General features: G+C 64.5%; 16 protein-coding genes and 3 tRNA genes. 3 read left to right on the forward strand and 16 right to left on the reverse strand.

Annotated elements, in window-relative coordinates:
* The 4 genes from ACEN8I_RS11275 to ACEN8I_RS11290 form a co-directional block, all read right to left on the reverse strand.
* Positions 1 to 122, reverse strand: a 122-nt coding sequence (locus ACEN8I_RS11275; RefSeq protein ID WP_413328703.1) for a GTP-binding protein, incomplete at its 3' end; no start/stop codon positions are given.
* A gap of 91 nt (positions 123 to 213) precedes the next feature.
* A tRNA-Thr gene (locus ACEN8I_RS11280) sits at positions 214 to 288 on the reverse strand.
* Between the two features lie 96 nt (positions 289 to 384).
* Positions 385 to 458, reverse strand: a tRNA-Gly gene (locus tag ACEN8I_RS11285).
* Positions 459 to 558: 100 nt separating this feature from the next.
* A tRNA-Tyr gene (locus ACEN8I_RS11290) sits at positions 559 to 644 on the reverse strand.
* 80 nt (positions 645 to 724) lie between these two features.
* Here ACEN8I_RS11290 and ACEN8I_RS11295 point away from each other — a divergent pair.
* A complete protein-coding gene (locus ACEN8I_RS11295) occupies positions 725 to 1,828 on the forward strand; it encodes a patatin-like phospholipase family protein (protein WP_413328538.1) in 1,104 nt (367 codons plus the stop codon).
* A 46-nt stretch (positions 1,829 to 1,874) separates the two neighbouring features.
* Here ACEN8I_RS11295 and ACEN8I_RS11300 read toward each other — a convergent pair whose 3' ends face one another.
* From ACEN8I_RS11300 to trpE, 8 genes are read right to left on the reverse strand one after another with little or no spacing between them, the layout of a single operon-like run.
* A complete protein-coding gene (locus ACEN8I_RS11300) occupies positions 1,875 to 2,579 on the reverse strand; it encodes a uracil-DNA glycosylase (RefSeq protein WP_413328539.1) in 705 nt (234 codons plus the stop codon).
* A gap of 18 nt (positions 2,580 to 2,597) precedes the next feature.
* Positions 2,598 to 3,404, reverse strand: coding sequence for an indole-3-glycerol phosphate synthase TrpC (gene trpC / locus ACEN8I_RS11305; RefSeq protein WP_413328540.1), 807 nt, complete (start codon positions 3,402 to 3,404; stop codon positions 2,598 to 2,600).
* A 5-nt stretch (positions 3,405 to 3,409) separates the two neighbouring features.
* Positions 3,410 to 4,453: an anthranilate phosphoribosyltransferase gene (trpD, locus tag ACEN8I_RS11310; RefSeq protein WP_413328541.1), complete on the reverse strand. Its 1,044-nt coding sequence runs from the start codon at positions 4,451 to 4,453 to the stop codon at positions 3,410 to 3,412.
* Between the two features lie 39 nt (positions 4,454 to 4,492).
* A complete protein-coding gene (locus tag ACEN8I_RS11315) occupies positions 4,493 to 5,143 on the reverse strand; it encodes a LysE family translocator (RefSeq protein ID WP_413328543.1) in 651 nt (216 codons plus the stop codon).
* A 9-nt stretch (positions 5,144 to 5,152) separates the two neighbouring features.
* Positions 5,153 to 6,202 carry a low-specificity L-threonine aldolase gene (gene ltaE, locus ACEN8I_RS11320; protein WP_413328544.1) on the reverse strand — a complete coding sequence of 350 codons (1,050 nt, stop codon included), beginning with the start codon at positions 6,200 to 6,202 and terminating at the stop codon, positions 5,153 to 5,155.
* Positions 6,199 to 6,780 (reverse strand): aminodeoxychorismate/anthranilate synthase component II, encoded by a 582-nt coding sequence (locus ACEN8I_RS11325; RefSeq protein ID WP_074578871.1) that lies wholly within the window; start codon positions 6,778 to 6,780, stop codon positions 6,199 to 6,201. Before ACEN8I_RS11325 ends, ltaE begins: the two co-directional genes overlap by 4 nt.
* 2 nt (positions 6,781 to 6,782) lie before the next feature.
* Positions 6,783 to 7,103, reverse strand: a complete 321-nt coding sequence (locus ACEN8I_RS11330) for a chorismate mutase (protein WP_413328545.1) — start codon at positions 7,101 to 7,103, stop codon at positions 6,783 to 6,785.
* Positions 7,100 to 8,599: an anthranilate synthase component I gene (gene trpE, locus ACEN8I_RS11335; protein WP_413328546.1), complete on the reverse strand. Its 1,500-nt coding sequence runs from the start codon at positions 8,597 to 8,599 to the stop codon at positions 7,100 to 7,102. Before trpE ends, ACEN8I_RS11330 begins: the two co-directional genes overlap by 4 nt.
* A 444-nt stretch (positions 8,600 to 9,043) precedes the next feature.
* On the opposite strand from trpE, the gene ACEN8I_RS11340 reads away from it, so the two are divergent.
* Complete coding sequence (locus ACEN8I_RS11340) at positions 9,044 to 9,625, forward strand: chalcone isomerase family protein (protein ID WP_413328547.1); 582 nt, start codon at positions 9,044 to 9,046, stop codon at positions 9,623 to 9,625.
* 63 nt (positions 9,626 to 9,688) lie between these two features.
* Here ACEN8I_RS11340 and gph read toward each other — a convergent pair whose 3' ends face one another.
* Entirely contained in the window at positions 9,689 to 10,381 is a 693-nt protein-coding gene (gene gph, locus ACEN8I_RS11345; RefSeq protein WP_413328548.1) for a phosphoglycolate phosphatase, read from the reverse strand.
* 130 nt (positions 10,382 to 10,511) lie between these two features.
* Here gph and ACEN8I_RS11350 point away from each other — a divergent pair, with 130 nt between their 5' ends.
* The gene (locus tag ACEN8I_RS11350; RefSeq protein ID WP_413328549.1) at positions 10,512 to 11,090 is read left to right on the forward strand and encodes a hypothetical protein; all 579 of its coding nucleotides are present in this window, start codon (positions 10,512 to 10,514) and stop codon (positions 11,088 to 11,090) included.
* Positions 11,091 to 11,097: 7 nt separating this feature from the next.
* Here the strand turns inward: ACEN8I_RS11350 and ACEN8I_RS11355 are convergent, their stop codons facing one another.
* The 3 genes from ACEN8I_RS11355 to ACEN8I_RS11365 form a co-directional block, all read right to left on the reverse strand.
* A complete protein-coding gene (locus ACEN8I_RS11355) occupies positions 11,098 to 13,611 on the reverse strand; it encodes a PAS domain S-box protein (protein ID WP_413328550.1) in 2,514 nt (837 codons plus the stop codon).
* A 61-nt stretch (positions 13,612 to 13,672) separates the two neighbouring features.
* Positions 13,673 to 14,455 (reverse strand): response regulator transcription factor, encoded by a 783-nt coding sequence (locus tag ACEN8I_RS11360; protein WP_413328552.1) that lies wholly within the window; start codon positions 14,453 to 14,455, stop codon positions 13,673 to 13,675.
* 105 nt (positions 14,456 to 14,560) lie between these two features.
* A complete protein-coding gene (locus tag ACEN8I_RS11365) occupies positions 14,561 to 16,285 on the reverse strand; it encodes an adenylate/guanylate cyclase domain-containing protein (RefSeq protein ID WP_413328553.1) in 1,725 nt (574 codons plus the stop codon).
* Positions 16,286 to 16,346: the final 61 nt, after the last annotated feature.

Below are 16,346 nucleotides of genomic sequence, written 5' to 3' on the forward strand. Positions count from 1 at the left end.
CCGAACTTCGATGCCAGAACCGTCGTGATCGCCGCCGTCAGCGTCGTCTTGCCATGGTCCACGTGGCCAATCGTGCCCACGTTGACGTGCGGCTTGGTCCGCTCAAATTTGCCTTTTGCCATTTTTTCAACTCCAGAAATTTATAAAGAGTTACAAAACCAGTGAATCACTACCGCCGGCCGCAGCACCTTGCATGCTGCGCCGGCTCAAAATTGGTGCCCTTTGCGGGAATCGGACCCGCGACCTCTCCCTTACCAAGGGAGTGCTCTACCACTGAGCCAAAAGGGCTTAAATTCTTCAAAAAGTCAAACGACTTCAATCCCACCGCAATCCAACGCAAGACCAACCAACAGAGCCCGCAAACACCACAAAACCACGATTTTGTGGAGCGGGAGACGGGAATCGAACCCGCGTCATTAGCTTGGAAGGCTAGGGTTCTACCATTGAACTACTCCCGCGCAGCTCTGCCAATTCAACTCACATCAAACCACTCACAGTCCAAAACCCGCTTTTCGCGACTGCTTTGCACTGGCCGCTTGCCAAAAATCAACAAAAATCTGGTGGATGAGGCTGGATTCGAACCAGCGTAGGCGTTAGCCAACAGATTTACAGTCTGCCCCCTTTAGCCACTCGGGCACCCATCCTTCAAGCGAACCTCGGATTATGCCACGCTTTTATGTCGGACGGAATCCCCGGGCATCGCAAAAAGCATTAAAAATAGCTCATGAGCACCCCACCCCCAATCCCCTCGCCGCCAGATCCCTCCTCCCAGCGCCGGGTCAACCTGGCCTTGCAGGGCGGTGGCTCGCATGGCGCCTTCACCTGGGGTGTCCTGGACGCCCTGCTGCAGGACGAGCGCATCCAATTCGACGGCATCAGCGGCGCCAGCGCGGGTGCGGTCAATGCCGTGGCGCTGGCGCACGGATTCGCGGTCGCCGCGCACAAAAACAGCGGAACGCCCAATCCCCGGGAGGCCGCCCGCGCCTCACTGGCGCGGATCTGGCAGGGCGTGGCCGCCATGGGCAGCCTGGGCTCCATGGCCGACGGCATCAGCAAGATGCTGCTGGGAGGCTGGCCCTCCGACAAAGTGGGCACTAACTTTTTCAACAACGCGATGAGCCAATGGCTCTCTCCCTACCAGTCCAACCCGCTGGACATCAACCCCCTGCGCAAGCTGCTGCAGGCCGAAATCGACTTTCCCGCTGTCGCAGCCCTGCAACTGCCCAAGGCTTTTGTATCCGCGACCCATGTGAACACCGGCCAGGCCGAAATCTTTTCGGGCAAACGCCTTACATTGCAGGCGGTGATGGCCTCCACCTGCCTGCCCACGCTGTTCCAGGCGGTGGAAATTGACGGCCAGTCTTACTGGGACGGCGGGTTTTCCAGCAATCCCTCCCTGCTGCCCTTGATCAGCGAATGCAGCAGCCGCGACATCATCGTGGTGCAGATCAACCCGTTGCGGCGGCCCGAGGTGCCCCACACGCCGCACGACATCATGGACCGGGTGAACGAGCTGACCTTTAACGCCAGCCTGCTGTCCCAGATGCGGACCATCGATTTCATCAACCGCCTGCTGGCGGACGGACGTCTGCAGGAAGGCGCGAAGTACAAAAGCCTGCTGCTGCACCGCATCGACGGCGGCGAGGCCCTGGAAAACCTGCCATCGTCGAGCAAGATGTCGGCCGACGGCGCCATGATCGAAAAGCTGTTTGAAATGGGCCAGGGCGCGGCCAAACGCTGGCTGCGCCGCCACTTTGAAGCGCTGGGCCAGCAAAGCACGGTCAATATCCGGCGCGACTATGTCGGCAGCCTCCCCCAAGAGTTCTAGAGGGCCGCTCACAGCCCTCTATTAACTAGTGCTTGTCGCCGCAGCGCTAGGGTTTCGGGTGCGCGTCACGCCATTCCCGCGCCTGCGAGAAATGCCCACAACCGATGAAAGGCAAAGGCGGCCGCAGGGCCGACAGCGGCGAAGGATGGTTGGCCACCAGCACCTTGTGGCGCTTGGCATCAATCAGAGCCCGCTTGCTCTGGGCATGGGAGCCCCACAGCATAAAAACCACCGGGTGGTCGCCGTCGGCCACCTGGCGGATCAACGTGTCGGTCAACACTTCCCAGCCTTTACCCGAATGGCTGGCCGGCTGGCTTTCTTCCACCGTGAGGCAGGTGTTGAGCAGCAGCACGCCGTGCGTGGCCCATTTCACCAAGCTGCCGCCAGGCACCGGGAATTTGGGCGGCGGCGTGCCCAGGTCACGCTGCAGTTCCTTGAAGATATTGCGCAGCGAAGGCGGCAAGGCCACGCCGGGCGCGACGGAAAAGGCCAGCCCCTCGGCCTGGCCCCGGCCGTGGTACGGATCCTGGCCCAGGATCACGACGCGCACCTCTTCGGGCGGCGTGAGTTCCAGAGCGCGCAGCGGCTGCGGCGGAAAAATCACCGCGCCTTGCGCGAGCCGGCCTTGCAGGAAATCCAGCAGCTTGCGGCCGGTGGAACTGTCAAAAAAGGCCTCGGTGGTGGGACGCCAGCCGGGCGCCACCGGCCAGTCCGCAGGGTCCGCGCTCAGCAGCTGGTCCGGAGGGTTCATCTGCACCGCCTCCTGAATTTACTTACCGCCGAACAGCTGGGCCAGCGCCAGGCCCGGCTCGTCGGCGCGCATAAAGGCCTCGCCGACCAGGAAAGCGTTGACGCCGGCGTCCCGCAAGCGCTTCACGTCGGCCGGCGTGGCGATGCCCGACTCGGTGACCAGCAGGCGGTCGGCTGGCACCTGGCTCAGCATGCCCAGTGTGGTGTTCAGCGAAACCTCGAAAGTCTTGAGGTTGCGGTTGTTGATGCCGACCAGCGGCGTTTTGAGCTTGAGCGCCCGGTCCAGCTCAGCCTTGTCGTGCACCTCGACCAGCACCGCCATGTCCAGCGACATGGCCAGCGCCTCCAGCGACTTCATCTGCGCGTCGTCCAGGCAGGCGGCGATCAGCAGGATGCAGTCGGCGCCCATGACGCGTGCCTCATAGACTTGGTAGGGGTCGACCATGAAGTCCTTGCGCAGCACCGGCAGGCTGCACGAGGCCCTGGCCTGCTTGAGGTAGTCGACGCTGCCCTGGAAAAATTGCTTGTCGGTCAGCACCGAGAGGCAGGCCGCGCTGAGCGTGCCGTCGCCTTCGGCATAACTTTGCGCGACGTCGGCCGGGATGAAGTCGGCGCGCAGCACGCCCTTGGACGGGCTGGCTTTTTTGACTTCGGCGATCACCGCGGGCTGGCCCGCCGCGATCTTGGCGCGCAGCGCGCCCACGAAGTCGCGCGTCAGCACGCGCGATTCGGCGTCTTCACGCATCACGGCCAAGGGTTTCTTGCGAATCGCTTCAGCGATTTCCTGGCGCTTGACGGCGATGATTTTGTCGAGGATGTCGGACATGGTGTTCAGGCCGCGAGTTGTTGGGTGGTGGAAACCAGTTGCTGCAGGCGCGCCTTGGCTGCGCCCGAGGCCAGTGCTTCACGGGCCAGAACGATGCCGGCCTTCATGGAGTCGGCCACATTGGCGGCGTACAGCGCCGCGCCGGCATTGAGGATCACGATATCGCGCGCCGCGCCGGGCTGATTGTCCAGCACGCCCAGCAACATGGCCTTGGACTGCTCGGGCGTCTCCACCCGCAGCGCGCGGTTGCTGGCCATGGGCATGTCGAAGTCCTCAGGGTGGATTTCGTATTCAGTGATCTCGCCGTTCTTGAGCTCACCGACGACGGTGGCCGCGCCCAGGCTGACCTCATCCATGCCGTCCTTGCCGTAGACCACCACCGCATGCTCGGCGCCCAGGCGCTGCAGGGCGCGCACCTGTATACCCACCAGATCGGAATGGAACACGCCCATCAGGATGTTGGGCGCGCCGGCCGGGTTGGTCAGCGGGCCCAGGATGTTGAAGATGGTGCGCACGCCCAGTTCCTTGCGGATGGGGGCGACGTTTTTCATCGCCGGGTGGTGGTTGGGCGCGAACATAAAGCCCACGCCGACCTGCTCTATGCATTTGGCGATGGCTTCGGGCGAAAGGCCGATATGGATGCCCAGCGATTCGATCACGTCGGCGCTGCCGGACTTGCTGCTGACGCTGCGCCCGCCGTGCTTGCTGACCTTGGCGCCTGCCGCCGCAGCCACAAACATGGAGCAAGTGGAAATATTGAAGGTGTGCGAACCGTCGCCGCCGGTGCCGACGATATCGACCAGGTGGGTCTTGTCGGCCACGTGAACCTTGGTGGAAAACTCGCGCATCACCTGCGCGGCGGCGGTGATCTCGCCTATGGTCTCTTTCTTGACGCGCAGGCCGGTGATCAGCGCGGCCATCATCACGGGCGACATCTCACCACTCATGATGAGCCGCATGATGTGCAGCATCTCGTCGTGGAAGATTTCGCGGTGTTCGATGGTGCGCTGCAGCGCTTCCTGCGGCGTGATTTTGTGGGTATGGGGCATGGCGTGTCTCGCTTTTTTTGTTCCGGGCTGGAGTAAGGTTCAGTTCGCGGGATTATCGGTAAAGGCAAGCTTGAGGCCAAACGCGATGAACATGGCGCCGGCCGCGCGGTCCAGCCAGTGCATGCCGCGCTGCACGGCGTCGCGCCTGGCCATCCAGGCGGCCGCCACAGCCCAACCCGAATTGACCGGAATGGCGTTCAGGTTGAACAGCACGCCCAGCAGCACAAAGGCCAGCGCCTTGTTTTCGGTGCCCGGCGCGATGAACTGCGGCACAAAGGCCAGGAAGAAAATCGCGACCTTGGGATTGAGCACATTGGTCCAGAAGCCGCCCATAAAAATCGCCTTGAGGGGCTTGGGCGCTTCGGCGGCGGCGACCGCGGCGAGGTCGGTCGTAGCATGCGGCGCCCTGGACAGCAGGATCTTCGCGCCTACCCACAGCAGGTAGGCTGCGCCTATCCACTTGAGCACGGTAAAGGCCAAGGCCGACGTGGCCAGCAAAGCGCCCACGCCCACGGCCGCGGCGAAGATGTGGACAAAGCAGCCCGCCGTGATGCCCAGGCCGGCCACAATGCCGGCGCGCGCGCCCGAGCGCAGCGAATGGGTCACGATGTAAAGCACGTCGGGGCCCGGCGTCAGGTTGAGCAGCCAGCCGGCCGCGATAAACAGCAACAGGTGTTGGAAATCAGGCATGACGGCTCCTCAGCGATGGAAAAATTCCCGGATGGCGGCCACCGCGCGGTCCACGCCTTCGGCATCCACGTCCAGGTGGGTCACAAAACGCAGGCGATACAGGCCCGTGGCCTGGATGCCTCTGCCGGCCAGGTGCTTGAGCAGGGCCGCGGACTGCTCGCGCGCCGCGCCCGTCAGGTCGACAAACACGATGTTGGTCTGCGGCGCTTCGACCTGCAGGCCTTCAATGCCGGCCAGGCCGTCGGCCAGTTGCCTGGCCAGCGCATGGTCCTGGGCGAGGCGCCCCACGTGATGGTCCAGTGCGTGCGAAGCCGCCGCGGCCAGCATGCCGGCTTGGCGCATGCCGCCGCCGGCCATCTTGCGGATGCGGTGCGCCCGCGCGATGAACTCGCGCGAACCGCACAGCGCCGAACCGACAGGTGCGCCCAGGCCCTTGCTGAAGCAGACGGACACACTGTCGAAACAGCCGGCGATGCGTTTGGCTTCGGCAAGAGCGCTGCTTCCCGTTTGCGCGGCCTGCGCGACGGCGGCGTTGAACAGCCGCGCGCCGTCAAGGTGACGGGCCAGGCCGTGTTTTTTTGCGAGTGCGGTGGCCTGCTGCACATAGTTGAAAGGCAGCAGCTTGCCACCCAAGGTGTTTTCCAGCGCCAGCAGGCGTGTGCGCGCGAAATGCGCGTCGTCGGGCTTGATCGATGCCTCGATCTCTGCCAGGGACAACGTGCCGTCGCTATGGTGGTTCAGCGGCTGCGGCTGCACGCTGCCGAACACCGCCGCGCCGCCGCCTTCCCAGCGGTAGCAATGCGCCATCTGGCCGACGATGTACTCGTCGCCGCGCTGGCAATGGCTCAGGATGGCGCAGAGGTTGCTCTGCGTGCCGGTGGGCACAAACAGGGCGGCCTCAAAGCCCAGCAGGCCAGCGATTTTCTCTTGCAGCGCATTGACGGCGGGATCATCGCCGAACACGTCGTCGCCCAGCGGCGCGGTCAACATGGCCTCGCGCATGGCGGCGGTCGGCCGGGTGACGGTGTCGCTGCGCAGGTCCACAAAGGCTTGGCTCATGCGCTTTGCTCCAGGAAGTTTTTCAGCATGGCGTGGCCGTGCTCGGTCAGTATCGATTCGGGATGGAACTGCACGCCCTGGATGGGCAGCTCCTTGTGGCGCACGCCCATGATCTCGCCATCGTCCGTCCAGGCCGTGACGGCCAGGGCCTTGGGGCAGGACGATTTTTCAATCGCCAGCGAGTGGTAGCGGTTGACGACGAACTGCTCGGGTAAGTTGGCGAATACGCCCTCTTGCGTGGTGGTGATCACGCTGGTCTTGCCGTGCATCAGCTGCTGGGCGCGGATGATGTTTCCGCCGAAGGCCGCGCCTATGCTCTGGTGGCCCAGGCAGACGCCCAGGATAGGCAGCTTGCCGGCGAAATGCTGGATCGCCGCGACCGAAATACCGGCTTCGGCCGGCGAACACGGCCCGGGCGAGACCACCAGCAGGTCGGGCGCGCGGGCGGCGATGTCCGCCACGCTGATTTCGTCATTGCGAAACACCTCGACCTCCGCGCCCAGTTCACCGAAGTACTGGACGATGTTGTAGGTAAAGCTGTCGTAGTTGTCGATCATCAAGAGTTTGCTGCGCTTCATGTTCAGGCCTCCTGGCGCAGGCGTTGGAACTCGCCGCGCTCAAAGTCAATGGATGCGGCGATCATGGCGCGGTAGGCCGCTTCCAGGACGGCCTCGGGGGCGCCGGCCGCCCGGGCCTGGGCGCGCACGCGGTCTACGATGAATTCGATGCGTGCGTTGTCGACGATCTGGTCGGCGCTTTGCTTGATGCGCGCGGCCTGCGCGACGTAAGCGCTGCGCTCTGCGACCAGCGCCACGATGCGGTCGTCGAGCGCGTCGATGTTGCGGCGCACGTCGGCCATGGTGTGGCAGTGTTCGATGGATGGGTAGGTGGCCGCGCTCATTCCAGGCCCTCCTCGACGAGCTCGGACGCCCGCAGCAACGCGCGCGCCTTGGCTTCGGTCTCTTTCCATTCGAGCTCGGGCACCGAGTCTGCCACCACGCCGGCCGCCGCCTGCACATACAGCGTCTGGTCCTTGATGATGCCGGTGCGTATCGCAATCGCCACGTCCATATCGCCGGCATAGCTGAGGTAGCCGCAGGCGCCGCCGTAGAGGCCGCGCTTGGTAGGCTCGAGCTGGTCGATGATTTCCATGGCGTGAACCTTGGGCGCGCCGGTCAGCGTGCCGGCCGGGAAGGTGGCTTTGAGCACGTCCATGCTGGTCATCCCATCCAGCAGCACGCCCTCGACATTGCTCACGATATGCATCACATGGCTGTAGCGCTCGACCGCGAAGGCCTCGGTGACCTTCACCGTGCCGGTCTTGGCGATGCGGCCTATGTCGTTGCGCGCCAGGTCTATCAGCATGACGTGCTCGGCGCGTTCCTTCGGGTCGTTGACCAGTTCCTGCTCGACGGCCTTGTCAGCCTCGGGCGAGGAAGCGCGCGGGCGGGTGCCGGCCAACGGCCTGATGGTGATCTTCTGCCCCTCGCTGACTTGTTCCTGCCGCACCAGGATTTCGGGCGAAGCCCCCACCACATGGAAGTCGCCGAAGTGGTAGTAATACATATAGGGCGAGGGATTGAGCGAGCGCAGCGCGCGGTACAGGCTCAGCGGCGACTCGGTGTAGCGTTTCTTGATGCGCTGGCCGACCTGCACCTGCATGAAGTCGCCGGCTTCGATCAGGCGCTTGGCTTTTTCCACGGCGGCGATGTAGTCGGCCTTGGCGAAGTCGCGCTCGGCCGGGTAGCTTTGCGAGGGTTTCACCACCGGGGCGCTGACGGAGTACTTGAGTTTTTCCCTGAGTTCGCGCAAGCGCTTCTTGGCGTTGGCATAGGCCTCGGGCTGGGCCGGGTCGGCGTAGACGATCAGGTAGAGCTTGCCCGAGAGGTTGTCGATCACCGCCAGCTCTTCGCACTGCAGCAGCAGGATATCGGGGCAGCCCAGGGTGTCGGGGGGACAGCTGGCTTCGAGCTTTTTCTCGATGTGTCGCACCGCGTCGTAGCCGAAATAGCCGGCCAGGCCGCCGCAAAACCGCGGCAGGCCCGGCCGCAGCGCCACTTTGAAACGCTTTTGGTAGTCGGCGATGAAGTCCAGCGGGTTGGCCGCCGAAGTTTCCACGACACGGCCGTCCGTCACTACCTCGGTGACCCGGTCGGCGCCAAAACCCGAGGCGCGCACCAGCGTGCGGGCCGGCAGGCCGATAAAGCTGTAACGGCCGAAGCGCTCGCCGCCGACGACGGACTCCAGCAGAAAGCTGAATTTGCCGCCGTCCTTGGAATGCGCGAGCTTGAGATAGAGGGACAGCGGCGTCTCAAGGTCGGCAAACGCCTCCGCCATCAAGGGAATGCGGTTGTAGCCCTGGCCGGCCAGGCTTTTAAATTCGAGTTCAGTGATCACGGTAAATCCTTCGCTGGGAGGCAAAGCGCAAAGAGGCGCCGCCGCCGGTCATTCAAAACGCCCCGAAGATCGAGGCCCGGATGCACCTCTCGGGAGGGCATCGATGGGAAAGGGGGGTGTCGCAGAACCTGCGGCAGTTGCGCGGGCCGATGGCAGCGTGGTAACGCGCCGGCCCGCATGCGCCTCAGGCGTGCGAGAAATGACAGGTACGCCAGGGCCAGGCTCCCCGGTCGCCACAACCTGTTTGAATGATGCGATGAATGAACATGTAGGGCAAAGTGTAGCAAAGACCGGGACCGACCCGCGCCGGGAAAGCATGGCCGGGACAAACTAGTACTAATGCTTATCTCGCAAACCCTCTTGTGAGAGGGGCCCCCGGAACTCGAGAATGGTGAAATAAAAAAGAACGCTCGTTCTATTTCAACCATTCTTTGGAGACAGCCCATGACTTTGACAGCGCGATGCATCGCGGGCCTGACCAGCCTGCTGCTTTCATTCGGCATTCTTGCCGCACCCATGGAAGTAGCTGGCGTCAAACTCGACGACCCGGTGGACCTTCACGGCGCCAAGCTCCAGCTCAATGGCGCGGGCATACGCTACAAGGCCGTGTTCAAAGTCTACGTGGCCGGCATGTATCTGCCCAAAAAAGCCTCCACTCCCGAAGAGGTCTACACCATGGCCGGTCCCAAGCGCATCAGCATCACCCTGCTGCGCGAGATTGACTCCAACGAGCTGGGCAAAAGCTTCACCACCGCCTTCACCGAAAACGCGCCCAAGGCGGAAATGTCCAAGCTGATCCCCGGCCTGATCAAGATGGGCCAACTTTTTGCCGACCAGAAGAAGCTGGTGGCCGGAGAGGGGTTCACCATCGACTGGATTCCCGGCACCGGCACCGTGATTTCCGTCAAAGGCAAACCGCAAGGCGAGCCCTTCAAGGAGGCCGAGTTTTTCAACGCCCTGGTGCGCATCTGGCTGGGCCCGCAGCCCGCCGACTGGAAGCTCAAGGACGCGCTACTGGGCAAATAAGGCCCGAGGCTTTCGGACAATCAACGGGGCGCAAGCCCCGTTGCCGTTTTCACCGCCTCATTGCTATTTCTGGAAACGCAGTTCGGCCAGCGAGTCGACAAAGCCGTCGGCGTCGACCTCGCGCACCGGCTCGCCGTGGTTGTAGCCGTAGGTCACCAGCAGCACCGGGCAGCCCGCAGCTCGCGCGGCCCGAGCGTCATTGCTGGAGTCGCCGATCATCAGGGTCCGCGAGGGTGCGATGCCCAGCGCCTCGCAGGTCTTGAGCAGAGGCAGAGGATCGGGCTTCTTGCGCGCGAAGGAATCGCCGCCAAAGACCTCGCTGAAAAAACCGTCCAGGCCCTTGAGCCTGAGCAGCTGGCGCGCCATGGCCAGCGGCTTGTTCGTCAGGCAGGCCAGTTTGAGCCCGGCTTGCTGCAAGGCACGCAAGCCTTCCAGCCCTCCGGGGTACACCGTCGAATGCACACCATTGATAGCTGCGTAATGCCGTTGGTAGCTCGCCATGGCTTCGGCATAGCGCGCCGGCAGGCCTTCACCGGCATGCGCCAGCACCGCCTTCACGAGGTTCTCGGAGCCTTTGCCGACCATGCAGCCCACGGTCATCGCATCCAGCGCTTGCGGCGTCTGGCCCGGCTTGCGCAACTCGGCCAGCATGGCGTTCACGGCGGCCACGAAGTCGCCCAGGGTGTCTACCAGCGTGCCGTCCAGGTCCACCATGGCGGCGTCGAAATGGGTGAGCGTCAGAACAGCAGGATTCATGCAGAACAGCCGGTAAAAGGTGGCAAGCGGAGCGGGGATCATGCCAGAACCCGCTCCCTGGCACCCGGCTTTCTGCGGTACGCTAGACCTGCACTTTTCCAATTGCCGCCACCGACCTTCCGGGAATGCCATGAATGCTTTTTCTCAAGACCGATGCCGCAACAAGGCGCTGCGGCGGCTGGCCGCGGCCTGTGCCGCATTGTTTGCCGCGACGATGCCGGGGCCCACGATGACCCAGCCTGCACCTGCACCCGCGCCGCTCGCCGTGGTGCCGCCCGGTGCCAACACCTTTGAACGGCTGGCGACAGGTGCCGGAATCACCAGTTGCTCCAAGGCCCTGCGCACGCTGGGGCCGGTGCTGACCGGGCCGGAGGGCGGCTATGCCGTGATGCTGATGGCCAATCGCGTGGCGCCGGCCGCCTCGGCCTTCTCGGCCTCGATTGAAAAAACCGGGCCCGCGGGCACCACCTTTGTCAGCGCATTTTTCAGTCCCGGCCTGATGGGCGGCTGCGATGTCGGCTATGACACCGTCAGCACCTGGAACAAGTCCTGCCAGGACGTCGCCGAGCAGGATTTCCGCTATGCCCAGCCGCTCAACGTGATAGGCCGCAATATCAGCGTGCTGCCGTATTCCCCCACCCACCACGTATACCTGATCCGCATGCCGGGCGGCTGCATCAGCATCAACAAGGAAATGCTCTATCCCTGAACGGCGCTCAAGAGGCGGCGCGGCGCCTGGCCTGAATCGCGCGCTCCAGGCTGCCCAGCAGGCGCTGCTCGTCCAGGGGTTTTTCCAGCCAGCCTGAGACCCCGAGCGTCTGGCTGCCGGCCTGCTGCCGCGCCTCCGCGGCGGTGACCGACAACACCAGCACCGGCAGGCGGGCGGTGCGCTTGTTCGCCCGCAACTCGCGTATCAGCGAGAACCCGATCTCATAGGGTTGCCTGACGTCCACCGTCATTGCCGCGTAGGACTCCATCTTGAGGTAGTCACGCGCCTGCTCGGGGGTGTGCGCCATGTCCGCAGCATAGCCGCCGTTGTCCAGCATCATGCCGATGAGCTGTGCCACGTCGGGATCGTCTTCGTACACCAGCACGCGGGGGCGCGCCACCCCGTCAAGCCCCATAGGCGCCGTGACCGGCGGCGCTTCCCGCCACACGGGCAGCTCGAAGAAGAAGGTCGTTCCCACCCTGTTTTCCGTGGTGAAGCCTATGCTTCCGTCCATGCGCTCGATGATGGCCTTGGAGATGCTCAGGCCCAGGCCGGTTCCGCCTTTTTGCCGCGTATCGGAAGAGTCGGCCTGGGAAAACTTCTGGAAGATGCGCTGTCGGAATTCATCCGGAATGCCGGGGCCGCTGTCGGTGATCTCCACGCGCGCGCGCCCCGCATCCGTGCGCAGCGACACCTGCACGACACCTCCCGGCGGCGAGAACTTGATGGCATTGGACAGCAGGTTGGTCACCACCTGGATCAGCCGGTCGCTGTCGACGCAGACCTGCACGGGCGCCTCCATCCTGCCCAGCGCCAGCGTAACGCCGTGCTGCTCCGCGAAGCCTTCATTGGCGGCCAGGGCCTGCTCCAGCAGGGGCTCCAGCTCCATGGGCCGCAGCTCAAAACTCATCTTGCCGGATTCGATTTTTTCGCTGTCCAGGATGTCGTTGATGAGCCGGATCAGCCGCTCGCAGTTGCTCTTGGCGATGCCCACCAGGTTTTTGGCCTGCGCCGGCAGCTCGCCCGTCACACCGCCCCAGACCAGCCCGAGCGATCCGCGTATCGAGGTCAACGGCGTGCGCAGCTCATGACTGACGGTGGAGACGAACTCGCTCTTCATGCGGTCTATGCGCTTGAGCTCGGTCACGTCGTTGCCCAGCGAGGAAAACCCGATAACCGTGCCCTGCTCGTCCCCCTCACCGTAGCGCGGAAAATGGCTCATGACGTACTCGCGCCGCTCGCCGCCGGGCGTCACCTGCACGCATTCGTAGCGAACCGAATAGCCCGCCAGCGCCTCCTGCACATGGCCCTTGACCTGGTCGTACAGCTGCGGCCCCATGACCTCGAACAGGGTCCGGTTCTGTATCTGCTCGGACGCAAGACCGAAGGCCTCTTCATAGGCCCGGTTGTGGAACTGGAAGCGCTCCTCCCTGTCGACGTAGGCGATCAAGGCCGGCACGGCGTCGGTCAGTTCGCGCAGCTGGGCTTCGCTGCTGCGCAGGGCGTCGCTGATGCGGTTGCTTTCAGTGATGTCATGGATGATCGCGGTGAACAGCCGGCGGCCGCCGACGTTGACGTCGCCGAAGGACGCGTTTACCGGGAACTCGGTGCCGTCGTGGCGCAGGCCCAGGACCTTGACGTCCCATTCGCGAAAGCCGCGCTGGCGCCCGCCCAGGCTCGCGAAGAAGGCCTGAAAGCCCATGCGGTAGCGCGTGGGCAGCAGCATGGTCACTTCGCGGCCCACCAGATCGTCAAGCCGGTATCCGAAGAGATGGCGGGCCGCGCTGTTGGCATTGACGATGATGCCCTCCTGGGTGGCCGTCACCAGCCCTTCGGCCATGCTCTCGGTCACGGCCCGGCTCATGGCTTCGCTGTCGGAAAGCCTGGCCTCGATACGGCGGCGCTTGGCCTGCGCCCGGACAATCATCTGGATGGCCCAGCCGAACACGCTCAGGCAGAGCAGCCCGCCCAGCAGGATCAATTGCTTGACGGTCTGCGCGGTCTGGCGCGTCTCCTCTTTTGAGTGCTCCAGTGCCTGGATTTCGGCTCCCTTGATGCGCGCCACCAGCGCCTCGATCTCGTCATGAAGCTGGCGGTTGGACGCGTTGCCGACGATGGCGGCCGCCGCGTCCAGCCCGGTTTGCTGCCGGGCGGTGATGGCCAGCTCCATGAGTTCGAAGCGGCGCGTCATGGCCTCGCCCAGTGCGCGCCAGTCCTGGCGCGTGCCGGCCTGCGCGTGCACGCGCTGCAGCGCCTGCTGGCTCAGCGAACGAGCCCGCTGGTAGGCGGCGAGGTCGCCGGCGACGTTGGTCAGCAGATAGCGTCGCTGCGAGGACTCCGCCGCCTGGAACTCCGAGACGACCTGCTCCAGCAGCAGAACCGTTTCGCGGGCCTCGGTTTCGCTCTGCGTGCCGCTGAGCAAGGAATTGATCGTGAGATAGGAAGCCGCGATGCTCAGGATGATCAGGACCATCCCGGCGCCCAGCGCGACATTGATGGTGGCGCGAAAAGGTAGCCTCATGGCACTTGAGCCGGCAGGCCTGGTTGACCAGAAAAGCGGCTCATCTCGCCATGCTCGCGCGCTACTGCGAGCCCAGCACGGTGCGGACCGCCTGGATCAGCGACTCGGTCTCCACGGGCTTGGTGATGTAGCCGTCGGCACCGCTGGCCAGCCCCTTGAGCACCGCCTCGCGCGTTGCCTTCGCCGTGAGCATGATCACGGGAATGTCCTTGAGCTGGGGGTGCGAGCGGATGCGCAGCAAGATGTCAAAACCGTCGGCGTCAGGCAGCATGACGTCCAGCAGCACCAGGTCGGGAATCGGCGGCTTGCGGAACTCGGCCACCACTTCGGCGCGCGAGCCCGCCACCCGCACATCGAAACCCTCGAAGGTCAGGTAGTGGTTCAGGAACTTGGCCAGGTGCTCATCGTCGTCCACGATGATGGCCGACTGGCGTTCGCCCGGCGCGCGCTGGCGCGGCGAGCCGCGCTTGCGGGCAATGCGGACATAGTAGTTGGACTTCTTGAGCGTGGCCGCGCAGAGGTCGGCTTCGGCACCCGCGTCCGTGAGCGCCGTCGGGCTCAGCTGGAACTGCAGCGAAGCGGCGAACGGATCCGGCGCGACCTGCGTCACCAAACCCTTGGCCAGCAGCAGTTTGACGGTGTTGTCCAGCGTCGCGCCCACGGCCTCTCCCACGCTTTGGCGTATCTGGGCCATGGACAGGATGCCGTCAAGGCGCACCAGCAGTTCCACCTCGGGCGGAGAAATCGTGGTGGCGGCGCTGCGCAGCTCCTGCTGGCCTTTGGGCGTAACTGCGTAGATGTCGTTGTACTGCACGGTGTAGCTCCTCTCTGTGGTAAGGGGCATGACATGCGCCTGGGCGCCCTGCCTGATGATTCTAAGGGTCCAGGGCCGGCCCGAATGGCGTACGCCCACAGCAAGAAGATACACCAAGCGGGCCGGCCCGGGTGTTCATGGCGATTTCACGGGATCGGGCGGCGGCAAGGCCGAGCGCAAGGCCTCCATCAGTTCCCCCAGCGACTCCTCCATGCGCAGCAGCAGCTCGTCGATGCCCTCACGCGGCGCGTTGTCGCGCAGCGCCTGCTCCAGTGCCTCGGCGTCCTGCGGCAGTTGCGTGGCGCCTATCTGCGCCGAGACGCCGCGCAGCGAGTGGCTCAGCAGTTCCGCCGCCTTCAGGTCACCGGCCGCCAGCGCTTCGCGTATGCGCACCGGCGTGTCCGCCCGGCCGTCCATAAAGCGGCGCAGCATCGAAATGTAAAAGCCTTTCATATTCATTGCCCGGCTCAATCCCACCGTCAGGTTGATTCCGGCAATGCTGTCCGGCAGCGCTTCATCGCCGGCGCCCGCTGTATCCGCCGCCTGCACGGCGGCAAGGCGGGAGGCCTGCGTGCCGGCTGCGGCTCCCGGTGCCGGCGCCAGCGCGGCGATGCTCGCGACGGCCAGCGGCGCGGGCTCCAGGCTGTCCAGCGCCCTGCGCAATTCGGCGGCGGCGTCCGCGCGCTGCGCGGGTGTGAGGCGGCCCGGATCCAGCTCCAGGCGCAGGCCGGGCCGGTCGCACTGGATCACCCCCGCCGCCGCGGCCGGCGGGGCCGGGGTTTTGCGGACCGCGTAAACCGTGATGGGTTCGGAAAACCCCTTTGCGATCACCGGCTCGCGCTCCTCGACCTCGATGTCCCCCTGCACCAGGTCGTAGGTGTCCCTGGAAATCAGGATGCCGCCGGGCTCGGCGGCCTGCTCCAGCCGGGCGGCGAGGTTCACCTCCCGGCCGATGATGGTGTAGTCCATGCGCAGGTTGCTGCCGAAGTTGCCGACGTCGCAAAAGCCCGAGTTGATGCCTATGCGTATCTCGAAAGCCTTGGGGATGCCCAAGGCCTTCCAGCGCTGCCGCAGCTCGGCCATGCGCTGCTGCATGGCGATGGCCATCCTGACGCACTGCACCGCGTCCTGCCGCGGGCCCAGGGTGTGGGGATCACCGAAGAAGATGACGATGGCATCGCCGATGAACTTGTCCAGGGTCGCGCCGTACTCGGCGGCGATCTGCGACATCTCTTCGAAGTAACTGTTGAGCAAAAACGTAACTTCCTCGGGCTGCCACTGCGCCGTGGAGGCGGTGAAGTTCTTGATGTCCGAGAAAAACACCGTGAGCCGTTTGCGCTGGGTCTGGATTTCGGCCTGGCGGGATCCGTCAAAAAGCGACTGGTAGACCTGCGGTGCAAGGTAGCGCGACAGCTGCTCGGACAGGGTCTTCAGGCGCTTGGCATTGGCGCTGCGCTCCAGGTGCAGCCTCACGCGCGCCAGCAGCACGGGCGGGCTGATCGGTTTGGTGATGTAGTCGGTGGCGCCCAGGTCCAGCCCGAACTGCTCTTCTTCCACGCTGCTCAGCGCCGTGAGGAAAATGACGGGAATATCGGCCGTGCGCGGGTCGCGGGCCAGCCGCCGCATGACCTCATAGCCGTCCATGCCGGGCATCATCACGTCCAGCAGGATGATTTCGGGGCGACGATCGGACAGCGCCACCTGCAGGCCTTCTTCGCCCGACTCGGCAGCCTCCACGTCATAGTCGTCCCGCAGCAAGGCGACAAGGAAAAATCTGACGTCCGCCGTGTCGTCCACCACCAGGACGCGGGCGCGGCGCGCGGGACGCTGCCCGTCTTGCTCGCTTACGGCTTCAGTCATGCGGCTCCTCCATGTGTGACGGGGGGCCGGCGTCCGGCCTGGCCGGTTACCGGGATTGGCG

This window comes from Polaromonas sp. CT11-55, from assembly GCF_047303325.1.
Classification (GTDB): domain Bacteria; phylum Pseudomonadota; class Gammaproteobacteria; order Burkholderiales; family Burkholderiaceae_C; genus Polaromonas.

Coding starts and splice junctions, on each gene's coding strand:
- ACEN8I_RS11325 (WP_074578871.1), bottom strand. CDS start 6,780: ATGAAGCGCAGCAAACTCTTGATGATCGACAACTACGACAGCTTTACC.
- ACEN8I_RS11355 (WP_413328550.1), bottom strand. CDS start 13,611: ATGAGGCTACCTTTTCGCGCCACCATCAATGTCGCGCTGGGCGCCGGG.
- ACEN8I_RS11300 (WP_413328539.1), bottom strand. CDS start 2,579: ATGAACCCTCCGGACCAGCTGCTGAGCGCGGACCCTGCGGACTGGCCG.
- trpC (WP_413328540.1), bottom strand. CDS start 3,404: ATGTCCGACATCCTCGACAAAATCATCGCCGTCAAGCGCCAGGAAATC.
- ACEN8I_RS11365 (WP_413328553.1), bottom strand. CDS start 16,285: ATGACTGAAGCCGTAAGCGAGCAAGACGGGCAGCGTCCCGCGCGCCGC.
- ltaE (WP_413328544.1), bottom strand. CDS start 6,202: ATGAGCCAAGCCTTTGTGGACCTGCGCAGCGACACCGTCACCCGGCCG.
- ACEN8I_RS11360 (WP_413328552.1), bottom strand. CDS start 14,455: ATGCCCCTTACCACAGAGAGGAGCTACACCGTGCAGTACAACGACATC.
- ACEN8I_RS11295 (WP_413328538.1), top strand. CDS start 725: ATGAGCACCCCACCCCCAATCCCCTCGCCGCCAGATCCCTCCTCCCAG.
- gph (WP_413328548.1), bottom strand. CDS start 10,381: ATGAATCCTGCTGTTCTGACGCTCACCCATTTCGACGCCGCCATGGTG.
- ACEN8I_RS11340 (WP_413328547.1), top strand. CDS start 9,044: ATGACTTTGACAGCGCGATGCATCGCGGGCCTGACCAGCCTGCTGCTT.
- trpD (WP_413328541.1), bottom strand. CDS start 4,453: ATGCCCCATACCCACAAAATCACGCCGCAGGAAGCGCTGCAGCGCACC.
- ACEN8I_RS11315 (WP_413328543.1), bottom strand. CDS start 5,143: ATGCCTGATTTCCAACACCTGTTGCTGTTTATCGCGGCCGGCTGGCTG.
- ACEN8I_RS11350 (WP_413328549.1), top strand. CDS start 10,512: ATGAATGCTTTTTCTCAAGACCGATGCCGCAACAAGGCGCTGCGGCGG.
- ACEN8I_RS11330 (WP_413328545.1), bottom strand. CDS start 7,103: ATGAGCGCGGCCACCTACCCATCCATCGAACACTGCCACACCATGGCC.